The 18,636-nt window shown below is 59.4% G+C and carries 14 protein-coding genes, 1 tRNA gene and 1 pseudogene; 6 read left to right on the forward strand and 10 right to left on the reverse strand.

Features of this window, described 5'->3' with window-relative positions; genetic code table 11:
- Nucleotides 1-94: 94 nt before the first annotated feature.
- The 3 genes from AC1DNK_RS18835 to AC1DNK_RS18845 form a co-directional block, all read right to left on the reverse strand.
- The gene (locus tag AC1DNK_RS18835; RefSeq protein ID WP_477942742.1) at nucleotides 95-3,088 is read right to left on the reverse strand and encodes an SPOR domain-containing protein; all 2,994 of its coding nucleotides are present in this window, start codon (nucleotides 3,086-3,088) and stop codon (nucleotides 95-97) included.
- Between the two features lie 61 nt (nucleotides 3,089-3,149).
- Nucleotides 3,150-4,907 (reverse strand): arginine--tRNA ligase, encoded by a 1,758-nt coding sequence (argS, locus tag AC1DNK_RS18840; RefSeq protein ID WP_112387966.1) that lies wholly within the window; start codon nucleotides 4,905-4,907, stop codon nucleotides 3,150-3,152.
- A gap of 65 nt (nucleotides 4,908-4,972) precedes the next feature.
- Nucleotides 4,973-6,190 (reverse strand): deoxyguanosinetriphosphate triphosphohydrolase, encoded by a 1,218-nt coding sequence (locus AC1DNK_RS18845; protein WP_477942744.1) that lies wholly within the window; start codon nucleotides 6,188-6,190, stop codon nucleotides 4,973-4,975.
- Nucleotides 6,191-6,411: 221 nt separating this feature from the next.
- Here AC1DNK_RS18845 and erpA point away from each other — a divergent pair, with 221 nt between their 5' ends.
- Both erpA and xth read left to right on the forward strand, forming a co-directional pair.
- Complete coding sequence (erpA, locus tag AC1DNK_RS18850; protein ID WP_112387964.1) at nucleotides 6,412-6,744, forward strand: iron-sulfur cluster insertion protein ErpA; 333 nt, start codon at nucleotides 6,412-6,414, stop codon at nucleotides 6,742-6,744.
- A gap of 116 nt (nucleotides 6,745-6,860) precedes the next feature.
- Entirely contained in the window at nucleotides 6,861-7,652 is a 792-nt protein-coding gene (xth, locus tag AC1DNK_RS18855) for an exodeoxyribonuclease III (protein ID WP_477942746.1), read from the forward strand.
- Nucleotides 7,653-7,661: 9 nt separating this feature from the next.
- Here the strand turns inward: xth and exoR are convergent, their stop codons facing one another.
- The 6 genes from exoR to AC1DNK_RS18885 all read right to left on the reverse strand — a co-directional run bounded on the left by exoR (nucleotide 7,662) and on the right by AC1DNK_RS18885 (nucleotide 15,548).
- Nucleotides 7,662-8,462, reverse strand: coding sequence for an exopolysaccharide production regulator ExoR (gene exoR, locus AC1DNK_RS18860; RefSeq protein WP_112387962.1), 801 nt, complete (start codon nucleotides 8,460-8,462; stop codon nucleotides 7,662-7,664).
- Nucleotides 8,456-8,893 carry a hypothetical protein gene (locus AC1DNK_RS18865; RefSeq protein WP_477942748.1) on the reverse strand — a complete coding sequence of 146 codons (438 nt, stop codon included), beginning with the start codon at nucleotides 8,891-8,893 and terminating at the stop codon, nucleotides 8,456-8,458. The genes exoR and AC1DNK_RS18865 overlap by 7 nt, the downstream gene beginning before the upstream one ends.
- A gap of 293 nt (nucleotides 8,894-9,186) precedes the next feature.
- Complete coding sequence (locus tag AC1DNK_RS18870) at nucleotides 9,187-10,428, reverse strand: OmpP1/FadL family transporter (protein ID WP_477942750.1); 1,242 nt, start codon at nucleotides 10,426-10,428, stop codon at nucleotides 9,187-9,189.
- Nucleotides 10,429-10,829: 401 nt separating this feature from the next.
- A complete protein-coding gene (locus AC1DNK_RS18875; protein WP_477942751.1) occupies nucleotides 10,830-13,670 on the reverse strand; it encodes a valine--tRNA ligase in 2,841 nt (946 codons plus the stop codon).
- A gap of 119 nt (nucleotides 13,671-13,789) precedes the next feature.
- On the reverse strand, nucleotides 13,790-14,671 hold the full coding sequence (locus AC1DNK_RS18880; protein WP_477942753.1) for a PopZ family protein: 882 nt from the start codon (nucleotides 14,669-14,671) through the stop codon (nucleotides 13,790-13,792).
- A gap of 232 nt (nucleotides 14,672-14,903) precedes the next feature.
- Complete coding sequence (locus AC1DNK_RS18885; RefSeq protein WP_477942755.1) at nucleotides 14,904-15,548, reverse strand: protein-L-isoaspartate O-methyltransferase family protein; 645 nt, start codon at nucleotides 15,546-15,548, stop codon at nucleotides 14,904-14,906.
- Nucleotides 15,549-16,204: 656 nt separating this feature from the next.
- Here AC1DNK_RS18885 and AC1DNK_RS18890 point away from each other — a divergent pair.
- The gene (locus AC1DNK_RS18890) at nucleotides 16,205-16,348 is read left to right on the forward strand and encodes a hypothetical protein (RefSeq protein WP_162705969.1); all 144 of its coding nucleotides are present in this window, start codon (nucleotides 16,205-16,207) and stop codon (nucleotides 16,346-16,348) included.
- Between the two features lie 21 nt (nucleotides 16,349-16,369).
- On the opposite strand, the gene AC1DNK_RS18895 is transcribed toward AC1DNK_RS18890, so the two are convergent.
- Complete coding sequence (locus AC1DNK_RS18895; RefSeq protein ID WP_477942757.1) at nucleotides 16,370-16,603, reverse strand: hypothetical protein; 234 nt, start codon at nucleotides 16,601-16,603, stop codon at nucleotides 16,370-16,372.
- Between the two features lie 159 nt (nucleotides 16,604-16,762).
- Between AC1DNK_RS18895 and AC1DNK_RS18900 the strand changes: the two genes are divergently transcribed.
- From AC1DNK_RS18900 to AC1DNK_RS18910, 3 genes and pseudogenes are all read left to right on the forward strand, one after another.
- A tRNA-Cys gene (locus AC1DNK_RS18900) sits at nucleotides 16,763-16,836 on the forward strand.
- Between the two features lie 641 nt (nucleotides 16,837-17,477).
- Nucleotides 17,478-17,915 (forward strand): type II toxin-antitoxin system HicB family antitoxin, encoded by a 438-nt coding sequence (locus AC1DNK_RS18905; protein WP_477942759.1) that lies wholly within the window; start codon nucleotides 17,478-17,480, stop codon nucleotides 17,913-17,915.
- Nucleotides 17,916-18,089: 174 nt separating this feature from the next.
- Nucleotides 18,090-18,414: pseudogene (locus tag AC1DNK_RS18910) on the forward strand (site-specific integrase); the annotation flags it as partial.
- Between the last annotated feature and the right edge of the window lie 222 nt (nucleotides 18,415-18,636).

An 18,636-nucleotide genomic window follows, 5' to 3' on the forward strand; every position in this document is an offset into this window, starting at 1 on the left:
ATTGCGATAGAGGTCAACAGGCATTCACAGGAAAGGCTGGGCAAAACGAAAGCGGCGGGACCATGCCCGCCGCCTTGAATGCGTGTGATCGTGCTCACTTCGAGATCAGGCAGGTGCCGCCAGCGGCACGATACTTTTCGCAAAGCGCTGCGGCTTCGTCCTTCGAGCCGGCCGGGATGCGGACGCGGTAGAAGGTGCCCTTGCCGGCGATATCGGCCTTGCGGATTTCGAAGCTGCGGCCAGCCAGAACACTGCCAAACTTCTTCGAGAGGCTTGCATAGGACTTGTTGGCTTCCGCCTCCGAGGGCAGAGACGCGATCTGCACGCCGTAGCCGCCGGAAGGCGCTGCAGCCTGCGGCTGGGGGGCTGCGGGCGCCACAGAGGCAACCTCGGCCGGCTTCGGCGGCTGAGGGGCAGCAGCGGCTGCAGGCTTGGCAGCCGGGCGGACTGCCGGGACCGGAGCAGCATCTGCAGGCTTTGCCGCAGCCTGGGGCTCGACCTGCGTCGACTGAACCTGACGGACCGGCGGCTCGACATTAGCAGGGTTGCTCGCGGCAACCTTGGCAAGGACCGATTCGGAAGCGCCAGCCTGGGCAGGCGGCGTTGCCGTGTTCTCGACCGGGGTGGAGCGGATGTCGGCAGAAGCGACTTCGGTGCTGGCCGGGAAGCTGGCAGCCGAGCCGTTCGGCGTGATGGTGGTCGTCTTGACCTGTTTGACAACAGGCGCATCGACGGGTGCTTCGTCCTCACGGGCTACCAGAGTCCCGTCAGGCTTGACGATCATCGTGCGGACCTTGCGTGGCGAAACGGCCGGGACGCGGTCTGCGTCACCGTCATTTGCGGCCTGCTCCGGCTGGTTTTGGTCGGGAAGAAGGCGCGGATCCTGTGTATCGCTGACCGGCGTGCTCATCGCCTGATCGGTGACATCGCCGTCATTGTCTTCAGGGGCAATCTCAGGCGTCAGCGTGCGCTGAACGACGTCGACAGGTTCCTCATCCGAAGACACCAAGGCCGTCTGCTTCGGCGTCTCGGTGGCGCCAGCGACACGGTCGTAGACGGCCTTGTCCTGGTTCGGAACGGTCTTGCCGCCCGGGTTGTCAGGAACGACCTTAACAGGTTCCTTGTCGGCGGAAATGATGCGCGGCTCGCCCGAGCCACCGGTAATGCCTGAGTCGGCGACGACCGTGTAGAGACCGTAAGCACCGCCTGCGAAAACCACCACCATGGCAGCGGCGGCAAGCATACGCTTCATCGAGCGGGCGCGGTGCATGTCTTCGGCAGCGCCTGCGGACTGGATGTGGACCTCCGCGAGCTGCTCGGTGCGCTGCACCGGTTCGCGCATGCTGCGGCGAAGGTCTTCCTCAAGCGCGCGCTCCAGATCGTCAAGACCGGCAACGGCAGGTGCTGCGACAGGCTTCGCAGCGGCAGGAGTAGCGGTCGGCGGCGCCCAGGCAGGAGCAGCGGCGGGTGCACGCTCTGCGGACTTCATCGGCTCAAAGAGGCTGGCAATCTCGGCGTCGACGTCGAAATCGAAATCAGAAGTCTGCGCAACAGGCTTGTGCTGTTCGACAGGCGGCAGCGCCGGAACATGCATCTCTTCGACAGCCTCCGGATGCCCATCGGCATCGGCAATCATCGACGGATCGAAAGGCAGTTCTTCAACGGGCTCAGGTGCCGCTGCCTGCACGGGAGCGGTCCGCTGCGGCGCGGGGGTGAAGACCGAGGCAGCCGGCACATAGGAAACCGGCGCAGGCGTATAGGCAGGCTGCACCGCCGGACGCGGCGCCTCATCAAGCACAGGCGCGGGTGCAATCGGACGCGCGGCGGCAACAGGTGCCGGAACGAATGCGGCAGCAGGCGCGGCCACCGGTGCCGGAGCAGCAGCGACCGGCTCGGGCAGCGGCTTCACGGGTTCGGCGAAATCAAGATCAGCGAGTTCCAGTTCGATGCCCTCGAGATCGAGCTCGAAGTCATGACCGGCAAACGGGTCTTCCTCTTCCGGAGCAGCCAGCTTGGCAGCAACGGGAGCAAAGGCCTGAACCGGCTCGGCATGGCGAACGGGAGCAGCTTCGACGGGCGCCTCATGATGAACCGGCTCGGCAGCGCGCTGCGGGACCGGATAGCGCGAGACGTCAGCCAGCAGATTATCGATATCGAACGCCGTGGCCGCATCCTGCGGCAAAGCTTCGGTTAGCGCGGCATCCGATGCCACGACGCCATCCTTGGCGGCGGCGGCAAGATCGAAACCGGCATCGTGCGAAACGGGTTCGGCGTAGGCTTCGACGGCTGCCGCTTCGGCGACCGGCTCGTGCTGCGGCAATTCGGCGACTTCGTGGCGATCGATCTCGGCTGGGAAACCACCGGAAACCGGCGGAAACTCGTCAGCGACATCGAGAGCGGCAAGTTCGTGAATTGCAGCTTCGGATGGAATGGTCTCGACCACCTGCGGCGCGGCGGCAACGGGCGCAGCGACGACCGGCTCGGGAACCACGGCGACAGGAGCCGCCGGTTCTTCGCGGCGAGCCGTGTGGAAATTGGCAAGCGGCAGCTTGATGCTGGCAGCCGACCACTGCGGCGCCTTCGGAGCCGGCGCCACCGGCTGAACAGCCGCAGCCGCACCGATCGACATTTCAAGCTCTTCGATCAGATCACGGGCGCCGTTCGACACCGGCTCGGACTGCTGCGCAGTCCGATCCGCCGAAGCAAAGGCTCCCGCAGCATTCCAGGCGGAAGCGGCTGCCGGCTCGGCATGGACGACGGGCTCAGGCTCTACGGCCTGTGTCTCGTAATAGGCCGGCTCCGGCTCGACCTGCGCAGTCTGCTCGTAAGCAACGGGTTCGTAGGCCGCGACCAGCTCGGCCGGATGGTCGACGACATCCGGTGCGCGCGGTTCGTCATAGCTCTCGAATTCCCGCAACAGCTCGTCTTCGAGATCGAAGGCGGGCTCCTGCCGGACCGGTTCTGAAACAGTATTGGCGGCTACCCGCGGCTCGAAGCCAACGATGCGCGCCAGTTCCGCAAGCGGATCGTTTTCATCGAACAGCTCCGTCTTCTGTCGCGCGTCATACGCAAGTTGTTTGTCTGCCATACCCATCCCACTCAAAAGCCAACGCGGTCAATGCCAGCGCAATGTGGGGATTTGGTGACGTTTATCGCATTTCATCCGGTGCGGCGGTACCAGTAATGGCAAGACCCGACTTCAAAACCGAAGCGACAGCGTACACCAGCCCTAGTCTGGCAATACTCGATTCTCGGCTCTTATCGTTAACAAATCGTAATTCGGTCTGATCTTTACCTTTGTTCCAGTGTGCATGGAACGAACTGGCGAGGTCGTAGAGGTAGAAAGCGACCCTGTGAGGCTCCTGTGCCTGGGCTGCGGACTCGACGACGCGCGGGAACTCAGCAGCCTTCGCAATCAGCTGCAATTCCGCGGGATCCGAGATTCCGGAGACGGCTTTTGCAAGCTCTGCTGGGGTCACGTCGAGGTCCGGAAACGCCTCCCTCGCCTGCCGGAAAACCGACATGCAACGGGCATGCGCATACTGCACGTAAAAGACCGGATTATCCTTCGACTGTTCCGTTACTTTGGCGAAATCGAAGTCAAGCGGCTCGGAACTCTTCCGGTACAGCATCATGAAACGCACCGAATCGCGGCCGACTTCCTCGACCACGTCGCGCAGCGTCACGAAGTCGCCGGAGCGCTTCGACATCTTCACCGGCTCGCCATTGCGATAGAGCTTCACGAGTTGGCAGAGCAGCACCGTCAGCTTCGAATTGCCTTCCGAAACGGCACGCGCGACAGCTTCCAGACGCTTGACGTAGCCGCCATGGTCGGCGCCGAGCACATAGATCATCTCGTTGAAGCCACGGTCGAACTTGTTCTTGAAGTAAGCAACGTCAGCGGCAAAGTAAGTATAGGAACCATCCGACTTGATCAGCGGACGATCGACATCGTCGCCGACCTCGGTCGAGCGGAACAGTGTCTGCTCGCGGTCTTCCCAATCCTCGGGCAGCTGGCCCTTCGGCGGCGGCAGAGAACCCTTGTAGACGAAGCCCTTGAAGGTCAGGTCGTTGATTGCGGTCCGGATAGCGGCGGCACCGCCATCATGCAGCGTGCGCTCGGAGAAGAACACGTCGTGGTGAACGTTCAATGCTGCCAGATCCTCGCGGATCATCACCATCATTGCATCGATCGCCTTGTCCTTGACGATGGGCATCCACTGCTCTTCCGGCATATTGTGCAACCGCACGCCATATTCACTGGCCAGTGACTGGCCGACCGGCACGAGGTAATCGCCCGGATAGAGACCTGCCGGGATCTCGCCGATCTTCTCGCCGAGGGCTTCGCGGTAACGCAGGAAGACCGAGCGTGCCAGCACGTCGATCTGCGAGCCGGCATCGTTGATGTAATATTCCTTCTCGACGGCATAGCCGGCAAAAGACAGAAGATTTGCCAGTGCGTCGCCGACAACGGCGCCGCGGCAATGGCCGACATGCATCGGGCCGGTCGGGTTTGCCGAGACGTATTCGACATTGACCTTGCGGCCGATGCCAAGCGTCGAGCGGCCGTAATCAGTGCCGGCGCCGATCATCGACGCGAGCAGCCGCTGCCAGTAGCCGACGGACAGCTTGATGTTGATGAATCCAGGACCGGCGACGGAGACGTCAGCCACATCCGGATCTTCCTTCAACTTGCCGATGATGATTTCGGCGAAGGCCCGCGGGTTGGTGCCGAGCGGCTTAGCCAGCACCATCGCTGCGTTGGTCGCAACGTCGCCATGAGTGGCGTCACGCGGCGGCTCGACGGCGATGCGGCCGAAATCGAGCTCGGATCGCTTTTCCTTGACCAGATCGATCTGTTCAAGGGCGGTTTTAATCCTGGCTTCGAAATCGGTAAAAAGGTTCATCGCACTCTTCCATGCATAGGCTGTGCCACAAGGCATCGACCGGCCTTTTGCCGGGCGCGTGCTGCCTATCGCAAATCGGGAGTGTGGTCAAACAATCGCCTATGAGCGCTGATAGCATAGGTGTCGGTCATGCCGGCCAGATAGTCGCCGACATGGCGGGCTTTCGGCGCGTCTGCAAGGCCTGCGATATGATCGACCCAGTAGTGGCTCTGCATCTCCTTCGGGTTCGCCATATAGGCGCCGAAGAGGTCGGTGACGATCTGCGCGGCCCCTGCCCGGATGCGCATGATCTCGGGATGGCGATAGATGCGCTTGAAGAGCATCTGCTTGATCAGCCTGTCGGTTTCGGCCATCGCCGGCGAGAAGGTGGCGATGACGCGGTCGGCGTGACGGATATCGTCAGCGCTGTCCGGCTTGATCTGCGACAGGCGCTCCTGCGCGACGGAAATGACATCCTCGACCATGCGGGTGATCTGACGGCGCATGATTTCATGGGTGAAGCGGCTCGCCTCGAGGTTCGGATAGCGCTCGCGCACTTCCGCCATCAGCCCGGCGAGGAAGGGAATTTCCTCCAGCATCTCGAAGGTCAGGTAGCCGGAGCGCAGGCCGTCGTCGATATCGTGGGTATTATAGGCGATGTCGTCGGCAATCGCCGCTACCTGCGCCTCAAGGCTTGCATAGGTGTCGAGCTGCAGGTCGTGGATCTCGCAATAATCGAGGATCGGCTGCGGGACCGGCCCGCGCGTGCCCTGCCCGTCCTTCGTCAGCAGCGGGCCGTTGTGCTTCACGAGGCCTTCGAGGCTTTCCCAGGTCAGGTTGATGCCGTCGAATTCGGCATAGCGGCGCTCCAGCTTGGTCACGATCCGCAGTGACTGGGCATTGTGATCGAAGCCGCCATAGGGCAGCAGCACCTCATGCAGCGCATCTTCGCCGGTATGGCCGAAGGGCGTGTGGCCGAAATCGTGGACCAGCGCCACGCCCTCGGCCAGATCTTCATCCAGCTTGAGTGCACGGGCCAAAGCGCGGGCGATCTGTGCAACCTCGATCGTGTGCGTCAGGCGCGTGCGGTAGTGGTCGCCATCCTGGGCGATGAAGACCTGCGTCTTGTGTTTCAGGCGGCGGAAGGCCGTGGTGTGGACGATGCGGTCGCGGTCGCGCTGGAAGTCGGAACGTGTCGGGCTGGAGCTTTCGTCATAGAGCCGCCCGCGGGTCGTCCAGGGGTCTGCCGCATAGACTGCCCGCTCGCTGTTTCCAAAACCCAATGCATGCCTGTCGATCGTCATTCTTCACCGTCATTCGAGCTCGCGGCCGGATCGCCCATTGACGCCGCTTCACGCTCTTCATACCTATAGTCAGTATATACGGCAAAGCGGCGCTTTCTTAACCGCTTTCCGCAATAATGCGTTTCAACGACGCATGTGATAAATTCTTTTGATATCAGCCGTTTGAAAGATCATCGGCTTCTATCAATTCTCTCCGGATCTTGACCCCGGCAGGAGGAAGCATGACAGAGACCACAGTAACCCTATCCGATGCCGCGGCAAAGCGAATCGCCGCCATCGTAGGCGCCGAAGCCGGCAAGAGCGCCCTTCGCGTTTCCGTCGAAGGCGGCGGATGTTCCGGTTTTTCCTACAAGTTCGATCTCGCCGACGGCGTTCAGGACGACGACGTGATCGTCGAGAAGAACGATGCGAAGGTACTGATCGACAGCATGTCGCTGATCTATATGGCGGGCTCCGAGATCGACTTCGTCGACAACCTGCTCGGCCAGTCCTTCCAGATCAACAATCCGAACGCGGTCGCCAGCTGCGGCTGCGGCACCAGCTTTTCGATCTGAACAACATCAGAGCACCCAAATCAGACCGGCCGAAGAAATCTCTTCCGGCCGGTTTATCGTCTTGTCCGGACGCTGCCCATCACGATACAAGATCGGCACGAAGCAAGAGGTGATGGATGAAGATCGCGACCTGGAACATCAACGGCGTCAAGGCGCGTATCGATAACCTGACGCAATGGCTGAAGGATTCCAGTCCTGACATCGCCTGCCTGCAGGAAATCAAGACCGTTGACGAAGGGTTTCCTCGCCTCGATATCGAGGCGCTCGGCTACCATGTCGAAACCCATGGCCAGAAGGGCTTCAACGGCGTCGCGATCCTTTCAAAGAGCAAGCCTGACGAAGTGAACCGCGGTCTTCCCGGCGACCCGATGGATGAACAGGCGCGCTTCCTGGAGGCCGTCTTTTCGTTACCCGGCAACAAGGCGCTTCGCATCGGCTGCCTGTACCTGCCGAACGGCAACCCTGTTGATACCGAGAAATACACCTACAAGCTCGCCTGGATGGAGCGGCTGCGGCAATTTGCGATCCAGCGTCTCGAATATGAGGAAGCCTTCATCCTGGCCGGTGACTACAACGTCATTCCCGAGCCGCATGACTGCTTCGATCCGAAGGTCTGGGAGAGTGACGCGCTGTTCCTGCCGCAGACGCGCGAGGCTTTCCGCAGGCTCGAAGCCCTCGGCTTTACCGACGCGGTGCGCGCGACCACCGATGCGACACAGCTCTATTCATTCTGGGATTATCAGGCCGGTGCCTGGCCGAAGAATAACGGCATTCGTATCGACCATCTGATGCTGTCGCCCGAGGCTGCTGACCGGATGACGTCGACGGCGATCGAAAAGCATGTGCGCGCCTGGGAAAAACCGTCGGATCACGTGCCCGTCGTCGCCTATTTCGACTTCGCCGCCTAAGACGGGAAATCAGTCGCCGCTGGTGGCGATATTGTGGGAGAGCGATACCGCCGCGCGGCGGTCGCCTTCGGTGGCGACCGAGAAGGCCTGCTCCTGCAGCGATTCCATCCACCCACAGTCCTTCGGCTTGCAGCGGTCGAGCGCCGCCGTCATCATTGCCAGACCGCGGGCCGACTGGCCCTCCTGGAACAGGATATTGCCGAAGACCGACATGGCACCGGGATGGCCGCTCTTGCGGGCCTGGTTCAGCCACTTCTTGGCCTGCAGCGGATTGGCGCTGCCGCCATCGCCGGACAGCATCATCTGCGCCAGCTGGAACTGCGCCTCCGGCACGCCGAAGGTGGAGGCAACCTGGAAATAAAGCTGGCGGGCCTGATTGAGGTCGGTCTTGACGGGGCTGCCCGGAATGCCGTGCTTGTAATAGCTGGCAAGCGAAAGAAGCGCATTGATGAAGAAGCCGGTGTCTTCGGAACCGGGCTCGACGCCCTGCTGGGCAATCTCGCTGTAGATCTTGAAGGCTTCGAAATCGTCTTGGGTAACGCCATCACCGTCGGCATACATATTGGCCAGCGCCCAGCGCGAGCCGGTGTGCCCCTTTTCGGCGGCGTACTTATAGGCTTCGACGGCCTCTTCCTTCTGGCCGCTCTTGTAAGCCTTGAAACCGAACTTGAAGAGATCGAAAGGACCGGATTCCTTGGTCACGCCAGCATTGATATCAAACGCGCCAGCTGGGGATGCAATCGCCGCTGAAAGAGCGATGGACAGCCCCATGATAGATGATCTGAAAAGTCTGAACTCGGATGTCAGCATTTCACTCGGTTTCTTTCGCTTCCATCGCAGACCAGCCCGGCAGCAAAAACTCCGCTGCCACGCGTCCCGGCGTATTCCCTGCAGGCGAGCGATCCCGCGGCGAGCTCTCTGGCTCCTTTGCCCGCGTCGCATCCAGCCTTTCGCCCTTCTTCGAGGGCGTGAATTTCCTGCGCATCGCGATAGACCGCCCGGTTTCCGGCCCGGCCCGCCTGCAATGCCTGCGGCGTCATTTTTGCGGAGGAAATGCCTCTCTCTCCGCCTCGCCAATAGTCGTAAACACCAAATGTGACCAAACCGGTATCGGCGTGATCGCGGCGTTCTTCGGCGCCCATCATGGACGCGGAAACATCGGAGAATGGACAGATGGAAGACACGACCTGAGAGCGAAGTTTTTCGGCGGAATCGCCTTGCGGGAAAAGCTGAATCGCCAATGGAGCGGAATGAAATCCAGCCCCCGATCGGCCCTTGCCTGTCCCTGAAAAAACTCGACCCATCTTACTTTCAAACGCACCCTACGCCTGCCATTCCCTTGCCCGAAGACACCGCTGCGCTCTGTTTGTGGCGGGAAATGGACAAATTGTCCCTGGAGAGAGCTTACGCCAACTGTCGTAAAAAACTGTTGCGGATTCGTCACAAAATGGGATGGCCAAAAGGCATGATTAATATGGCAGCAAGCAAAGAAAAGCCCGGCGCTGGGCCGGGCTTTGTGTTTGGCAGGTATTGATTAGAACTTGACCTTAATGCTGGTCGATAGCGCAGTGACGAGGTCGTTGCCAAAGGAATAGGTCACGTCGTTGCCGTACGTCACGCCGTCTCGGGTGAATGTCCCGGATTCGCCACTTGTCATAAGACCGATCGCGCCTGCCACACGCCATTCGATGTTCTCCGTCGGCGTATAGGCTGCCCCCAGACCGAGCATCCATGTGTCAGTCTGCGAACCGTAGCCGTCGCTGGTGCCGCGGTCCCAAGTCAGGCTGACCGCGCCGGCCCATTGATCGTTGAACTTGTGACCGATACCGCCACCGATCGTCCAACCGTCACGGTAGGCGAGATCAAGCGATGCAAGGCCGCCAGCAGGACACGTCCCAGTCGTAGGGCAGAATGCGACGGATTGTAGGATGCTCCAATTCGTCCACTTGATATTGCCGAACGCAAGCCAATCGGGAGCAATGCCGCTTTGAACTTTGAGTTCCAATGAGTCTGGCGCTTCAGCCGAACCTGTGACGGGCGTGATTTTTCCGCCATATCCAGGCACAATAGGAACCTGAGTGAGGTCGACGGTCCCATCAAGGTTATCGTACTTCACACGGCTATTATAAACCAAACTTGCGCGCAGAGCGTATTCAGGGATTTCGTAAGCAATACCTGCACGCCAACCCCACGAGTCGTCGCTCATGTCGAGACGACCGATACCGTTACCCGGCTGACTGAACAGCGCAGGATTAGCGACATATCTGGTCTTGAAGCCCTCGATCTCCTGATAGAAAGCGCCGCCGATCACGCGGAACTGGCCTGGACCTGCATCAAATTTGTACGAGCAGGTTGCTCCATAGTTGTGACTGGTCACTTTCGTTTCGATATTGCTATTGGCACCGACCCAGCCAATGCCAGGATCGCTATGAGCCCCGAAGGGCTCCGAGTAGTCAACCAAGCAATCTACCGGCCCAAGCCCAGTCTTGATGCCGACGTAGGGGATCGCGTAATCCTTAGTCTCATCCGCGGACGTCGAACCACCGCCTAACCCGTTGTTTCCAAACCCGTCAGAAGAATCGATATCCTTCACATTCTTCAGCTTGCGCTGCGGCATCACATAGGTAACGCCCGAATTGAACGAAAACGGACCGGTATCGAACAGCTGATCGATATTGTAGCCGCCGCGTTCCAGACCGCCCGCGAAGGACGGCGTCGCGACGGACGAAAGGATGATGAGCGATGCTACGCCCTTGGAAAACATACGAGATGCCATTGTGTCTCCCCCACTCAAGCAATGCAGATGATGCACCTTGCAAAGGAATAGCGCGGATGACAATGCGCGCCTTCATGACGCCACAATGCATGCAAGAAGTTAAATTGACGTAAGAAATTGACGAGCACGTCAAATTTTTGCGTATGGTAAAATTTTATCCCAATAAACTAATCATTCCGGGTTAGTTTTGGATTATCCTTCCAAGCTGATCTGCCCCTGTATCAATCTGACAACAGTCAGTTTTTTCGGCCCTACCCACTGAATAATTTGCAAAACCGCCTGATTTAGCGCCATCGGCGGCGCATATGAGCAAGTTCTTCCGATTCGGATTGCTGCGAACGCAAAATGGCGCCCGTGCAAAGCCGGACGCCGCTTTGGAATAGTTTACTACCAAGAGTGGATTAAGCTTCGTTCACCCTCGCCAGCGCAACCATCAGGCTTTCAATCTGCCCCTGCAGTTCGGCCAGGCGCTCGCGCTCGGCTTCGACCACTTCGGGATTGGCGTTGGCGACGAACTTCTCGTTCGACAGCTTGCCGTTGATGCGGGCCATCTCGCCTTCGGTCTTGCCGATCGCCTTTTCGAGACGCGACTTCTCGGCCGAAAGGTCGATCAGGCTGCCGAGCGGCAGGCAGGCCGTGGCTTCGCCGACGACGATCTGTGCCGCGCCCTTCGGCGCGGCGTCGGCCAGTGACACAGTCTCCACACGCGCCAGACGCTTGATCGCCGCATCATGGCGCGACAGGCGCTCCCTGGTCTGCGCATTGGCATTGACGAAAACCAACGGTGCGGTTGCCGCCGGCGGGACGTTCATCTCGGCGCGAACCGAACGGATGCCCGACACCAGATCGATCAGCCAGTTGATCTCGTCGGCGGCGGCATCATCGGAGAAGGACGGCGACGGCCATTCGGCGTGGCAGACGAGCGTATCGCGCTCGATGCCTTCGCCTGCGGTATGCGCCCAGAGTTCTTCGGTCATGAACGGCATGAAGGGATGCAGCAGCTTGTAGATCTCTTCGAGAATATAGGCGCTGCAGGCCTGCGCTTCCGCCTTGGCGGCCTCGTCCTCGCCGCTGAAGACAGGCTTCAGCAGTTCGAGATACCAATCGCAGACCTGGTTCCAGACGAAACGATAAAGCGCACCGGCCGCATCGTTGAAACGATAGGCCTCGATGGCTTCCGTTACGTCACGTTCCGCACGGGCAAGCTCCGTCAGGATCCAGCGATTGATGGTCAGCTTGACGCTATCAGGCGCGAAGTTCGGGTCGCTCTTGGCGCCGTTCATCTCGGCAAAGCGCGTGGCATTCCACAGCTTGGTGCCGAAGTTGCGGTAGCCGGCGATGCGTGCCGGGTCGAGCTTCACGTCGCGGCCCTGCGCCGCCATGATGGCCAGCGTAAAGCGCAGCGCGTCGGCGCCGTATTCGTCGATCAGTTCCAGAGGATCGATGACGTTGCCCTTCGACTTCGACATCTTCTGGCCGTTCTTGTCGCGGACCAGCGCGTGGATGTAGACGGTATGGAACGGCTCGACCGGATTGCCGTCCTCATCCTTCATGAAGTGCAGACCCATCTGCATCATGCGGACCACCCAGAACGGGATGATGTCGAAGCCGGTGACCAGAACGTTGGTCGGGTAATAGCGCGCCAGCTCCGGCGTCTTTTCCGGCCAGCCGAGCGTCGAGAACGGCCAGAGCGCCGATGAGAACCAGGTATCCAGAACGTCTTCGTCGCGGGTCAGGATTTCGCCCGGCTTGAAGTTTTCGAGCAGGTCCTCGACATAGGCCTTCATCGGGCCTTCATGCGACAGATAGTGCTGGATTGCCGCCTGCAGCGCTTCCTCTTCGGTCTTCTCGACGAAGACCTGACCATCCGGGCCATACCATGCCGGGATCTGGTGTCCCCACCAGAGCTGACGCGAGATGCACCAGGGCTGGATGTTTTCCATCCATTGGAAATAGGTGTTTTCCCAGTTCTTCGGCACGAACTTGGTGCGGCCTTCGCGAACCGAGGCGATCGCCGGCTTGGCAAGCGTCTTGTTGTCGACCCACCACTGTTCCGTCAGGCGCGGCTCGATCGGCACGCCGCCGCGGTCGCCATGCGGAACCATGTGCTTGTGCGGTTCGATCTTGTCGAGCAGGCCAGCCTCTTCGAAGATTTCGACGATGATCTTGCGCGCCGCGAAGCGATCCTGGCCCTCAAGACGATCCCAGGCGCCGTGCAGGGCCGCCGGATTGTCGAGACCTTCCAGGAAGTCCTCGTTTTCCTTGATGGTGACCGAACCATCGACGTCGAGAACGTTGATAGCGCGCAAGCCGGTGCGCCGGGCAACGTCGAAGTCGTTGAAATCATGCGCCGGCGTCAGCTTGACGGCGCCGGTACCGGCCGTCGGATCGGCATAGCTGTCGGCGACAACAGGGATCTTGCGGCCGACGATCGGCAGGATGACATGCTTGCCGACGATCGACCTGTAGCGATCGTCGTCCGGGTTGACGGCAACGCCGGTGTCACCAAGCATCGTTTCCGGGCGGGTCGTGGCAACGACGAGATAGTCGCGGGTTTCGAATTCGGTCGGCTTGCCATCTTCGTCGAAGGCAACCGGATGCTGGTAGGTGACGCCCTCTTCCAGCGGATAGCGCAGATGCCACAGGTTGCCCTTGACCTCGAGCTGCTCGACCTCCATGTCGGAAATTGCCGTCAGCAGCTTCGGATCCCAGTTGACCAGACGCTTGTCCTTGTAGATGAGCCCCTGCTTGTAAAGCGTTACAAACACTTCGAGAACGGCCTGCGACAGACCCTCGTCCATGGTGAAGCGTTCGCGTGACCAGTCACAGGAGGCGCCAAGGCGCTTCAGCTGGTTGAAGATCAGGCCGCCCGATTCAGCCTTCCATTCCCAGACCTTGTCGATGAAGGCTTCGCGGCCCATGTCGCGGCGGCCCGGAAGCTGCTGTTCCATCAGCTTGCGCTCGACGACCATCTGCGTGGCGATGCCCGCATGGTCCATGCCCGGCTGCCACAGCACATCCTTGCCGCGCATACGCTCGAAGCGGATCATGATGTCCTGCAGCGTGTTGTTGAGCGCGTGGCCCATGTGCAGGGAGCCCGTCACGTTTGGCGGCGGGATGACGATCGTGAACGTCTCGGCGCCCGGCTTCTTGTTGGCGCCGGCACGGAAAGCATCGGCTTCGTCCCATTTCGCAGCGATTTTCGGTTCGACTGCGGCGGAATCATAGGTCTTGTCGAGCATTTTATGACCAAACTTCGGGGTTTTAGGATGCGGGTTTGTAAATAGGATGGCTGCGGGCAAGTCAATAAAAAAGCCGCCCCGGAGACCGGAGCGGCTTGTTCGGTAAAAAGCGTTTCCGGTTAGCGGCGCGGACCGCGCGCCACGCGCTCGATCTCTTCACGCACCAGGCGTTCGACTAGCGTCGGCAGATTGTCGTCCAGCCATTCGCGCAGCATCGGACGCAGCATGTCTTCGGCGATCTCATCCAGCGACCGGCGCTCGGCGCCATCGATGGCAAGCGCCAGCTCTTCGAAGGAACGTGCGACCTGAAGGCTGGCATCCTGCGAGATCAGCGCCTGGGCTTCTTCCATGATCTGCGGCAGAAACTGGGGCATGGCAGCCGGGGCTTCGGCGACGGGTGCCTCCGGCGCGATTTCGGCCTGCGGAGCGATCGTTGCCTGCGGCTCCGGGAACACTTCTGTGGCAGCGGCCGCTACCGGCTGAGGGGCAGCGTCCACCGGTGCGGCTTCGGCAACAAGCGGCGCCGGCTTCGGTGCCGGCAGCGGGGCGACGACGGGAGCGGATACATGCTCGACCGGTGCACGGACCTGTTCAGCGACGGGCTCGGCCGCGGGTTCCGGCTGGCGGAAGACCGGCGGAAGCTCGCGCGGCGGCTGGGCCGGCAGACGCTCGGAGGCGGCACGAACCCGGGCGGCGACATCGGCAAGCGACATGGAGCGCGCGGGCTCCTCGATATCGCGCGTGCCTGCCGAATTGGCGGCGACGAAGCGCGGATCGGCCTGCATCACCGGCTCGGGAAACTCGACATTGGCATAGGTGTCGTCGACGGTCAGACGGATGTTGGAGTCGCTGCCTTCGTCTTCGCTGTCATCGCCGTAAACCGGCGGCAAAGATTGGGAAATGGCCTTGCCGGCACCCGGATCATTGCTCTCGATGATCTGGCGGATCGACGCCAGGATCTCTTCCATGGACGGTTCACGCGCTACGCTTGGCTGAGCCATATCTATCCCCGTTATGCTAAAAGCAACGATCGGATTGCGTGGTGTGGGCATCCGAATCACCCAGACACTAGAATACCCAAGACGCGAAAAAAATCATCGCGAATCAAATGAATGCGTCCATGCACAGTTTTGTTGGATGAACTGCGGACCGTCTGCCCGGCCCGGTTTCAGCGCCGCAAACGCAAACGGGCGCCCGAGGCGCCCGCATCGTCACGGAGCAATGCAATGCTGCTCAGAACACGAATTCGCGCAGCTTTGCGAAGCCCGGCAGCGGCTTGACCGAGGCGTTGAAGAAGACATTTTCGGAAACGGCGCCGCGCTCGGAAACGAAGACCTTGGCGCGGGCGGCGTTGCCGTAACCCTCGACGGTGACCAGACGGCCGCCCTCGGCGAGCTGGCCGAGAAGAGCTGCCGGAACCTGCTCGACGGAACCGTTGACGAAGATCAGATCATAAGGCGCGCCGGCCGTATGGCCCTTCTCGAGACCGCCGGTGACAACGGCGACATTCGGATAGGCTGCGAGATTGGCCTTTGCCGTTACGGCAAGCGCTTCATCGGATTCGAGAGCGGTAACCGAACCGGCGATCAGCGACAGCAGCGCCGAGGTATAGCCGGTACCGCAGCCGACTTCGAGAACCGTGTCTTCCTTGGTGATCGCGGCAAGCTGCAGCAGCTTTGCCAGCGGCGAGGCTTCCATCAGGAAGCGGCCGGGACAGATCTCGACGTCATTATCGATATAGGCCAGCGCCTTCGACTTTTCAGGCACGAAAGTTTCGCGCTCGACCGTCAGGAACGCGCTCAACACGGAATGGGACGTCACGTCCGTCGTACGGATCTGGTTGTCGACCATCTTCACGCGTGCTGCTTCGAAATCCATCTTATCCTCTTGCCCGTTTTCAGCGGCTACATGCGTCTCTTAATCCCGGGTTCGGATGCTTTCAAGGCTCCGCGCGCGGCTGCGGCAAGAATACTTGAGTGGACGCGGCGCTGTCGCGTGCGCCGGAGCGCATTCCAAACTCCGAAGTGGCATAAAGCGTGGCCCTGTGGTATTCTTGCAACCGGAGGAAATGAGGAGGAGCAGGCCATGTCTGCCATGTTCGTGCATTTCACACTCTTCGACTTGTTCATCGGTGCGGCGCTCGTCTGCATTCTTTGCTGCGGGCTGGTCAACAGCCGGACGAGTTGAGGACAATCACAGCGCAGCAGGCAGGAATCAGTAGGCCCGCTCTTTAGGTTCGAATGCGAAGCACGGGTTTTACGATTTTCATTCTGCTGCTGATCGCCGCCGCAAGCGTCATTCTTGCGGGCGTCTTGTCCATGCGGCTATCCCTAGCGGGAACGCTCGGAGATTGCTTCACTGGCGCATGCGGCTACACGACCGTATTCATCGCCTGGCCGGGCTTGACGCTTAGCTTTTTTGCCATCGGCGCCTATCTTTATCTGAAATCCGCACCAAAACCCTGAACAGCGTTTCAGGAACCTGTCAGCTTCGCTTGCGATAAAGGCCGCAATCGAAGCGAACGCGGAATAGGCATGAATAGATCCCTGATACTCGGCGCCTGCTTTATCGGCGGTTTCGTAGCAATCATTCTCTGCATTCCACTGATCGGCTCTGCCGCACCCAGCGTCACCACAGGTGGCGTCTCGCCGATTGCCGCGCTTCAAAGATCGAATTGAGGCGTTGGATAGCCGCGCGGATCAGCGCATGGTCTTCAAAAGCGCCGCCAATGCCGCGGCATCCGCCCTCGCCAGCCGCTCCTGCATATGCCCTTCCGCAAGATAGCCAACGGCATCCAGTGCTTCCTGCTCACTCCATCCGGCGGCAACCGCCGCCTCGATCAAATCGCGGAACGCAAATTGCAGCGCGTCCTGGCACCGGATGTGGCGGTCGGGATCGTCCTTGGTGACAAAGGGTTTTGAGATATTTCTCATATATGGATAATGAGCGGATTCGCCGAATGATCAAGGGCGCCGGATGCCGATTGACGGTGGACGAGTTGTTGCCGGTCAAGATTTTTCGAAAAACACCTCTTGCGGTTTCCTTTGGATCATTCTAAATCCGCGCCACCACTGAACAAGTCGTTCACGGATGGCCTCGTGGCGGAGTGGTGACGCAGAGGACTGCAAATCCTTGTACCCCGGTTCAATTCCGGGCGAGGCCTCCAAAGACTTTCACAAGCAATTTCAATAGCTTGATGACCGATCAGATCGTTGAATTCTGATTGACACGTCGCATCCGTGTTTAATGAAATTCCCCGCGTTATCGGGCATTTCTTTACGGTCACCGCGACTCCGTGAGACATGAAATGCAACATGATTTGCACCCCCTCAGACGTGTAGCGTCACTGATGCCGCGAATCGGAGTACGCCAACCTCGTAAATGCAAATGCTGCATTGACCGAATTCGTGCGGGCCCTTGCAAGACGCCAAGCTCCTATCGATTATGAAGCCGAACTAAGTTGGCCTGCGAAATCAAGGCTCGAGAGTGAAAATTACCGCCAACGCGCTACCAATCTGACGCCTCCGTCAAGTTATTGAGGCCGATTAAATCATTTCCTTACAATAAGTTAACTCATTCTCCACACTTCTGTTGACTTCCACAGATGTGTTGACTACGCTATATGTATGAACGCAAGCGAAATGAAAAAATACCTTGCTAAGCAAGGCTGTCGCTTTGGTCACTTGACTATCTATCTCGGCGACAAAAAATCACAACTCCCCATGCATGGGGCGTCAAAGGAGCTTGGACCGCGCTTGGTCGCAAAGATCAAGAAAGATCTCGGGCTCAAGTAAAGGAAGGAATACGATGGCTTGGTATAAACTGGCAATCCAGCCGGATGGAGATGTATGGTTTGTTACCTCCGAGGACTTCCCAGAGCTAGCCACGTTTGGGCAAACCAAAGAAGAAGCCCTCAAGAACGCTCAAAATGCAATAGAGGAAGCAATCGCGGCCCGGATAGCAGACGGCGAAGACATTCCTCAGCCCATGGTCGAAGATGGCGATAAAGGATATTTTGTGGAGATGCCAATGATGGTCGTCCTCAAAGCCGCTATCTATATGATTATGCGTGAAAAGGGAATGAACCGCGCCGAACTGCAACGTGAGCTGGGATGGCAACACCGTGAGCAGATTGACCGTGTTTTCCGTTTGGACCACCAAACCAAACTAGACGCGATAGAGGACGTCTTCAAAGCACTAGGTGTGCCCTTGCGTCTCAACATACCATTTCCTAGAGCTGCCTAACTGAAAACGCCGCCAGGCGGGGTTTTCTTTTGTCATGCACATCTCAAGGCCCGCCCTCACCGGCGGGCTTTTTTGTGCGTGCGCTTTGAATAGCGGGGATAGCCTGCTCGTGGGTGATCCGATTGCCGAACTTCGCGATCAGCGCCTCGACGGAATAGTTCAGGCTTTCGGTGCCGGGCACATGCCAACGTGGTTCTCAAGGGATTGCAGCCGGCGATGATCAAGGCCGGAGTCACGGTCGATACCGGGAAGGGAGGACGCCCGCGATCAGGCGATTCGCAAGGCGAAATACGCCGGCTTCCATGCCTTGAGGCACTTTTACGCGGGCTGGCTGATCAATCGGAAGGAAGATGGCAGGCTAGGTCTGCCGCCTAAAATAGCTTAAGAAAGGCTCGGACACGCGTCGATCGTGATGACGATGGACATCTATAGACATCTGTTTCCGCGGCTCGATGACGGCGGCGAATTGGCCGATGCGGCAAGCGCTCTGCTTACCTGACTGCAACATGCTGGCGAAAAGTGCAGCAAAAATAATTACGGCTTAAAGTCTGCAAATCCTTGTACCCGGTTCAATTCCGGGCGAGGCCCCCACCTTCAAACAATCATAGATTGAATGATTCCGAATATAAACGCTACTACTTCATCACGCGGGATGTATTGCCCATTTTTGGGATAATGCTGTTTTAGGCTTATCTTATTTGTGAATAGCTCGTTTCTCTAC

The sequence above is a fragment of the Rhizobium sp. 01N424 genome (genome assembly GCF_056399485.1).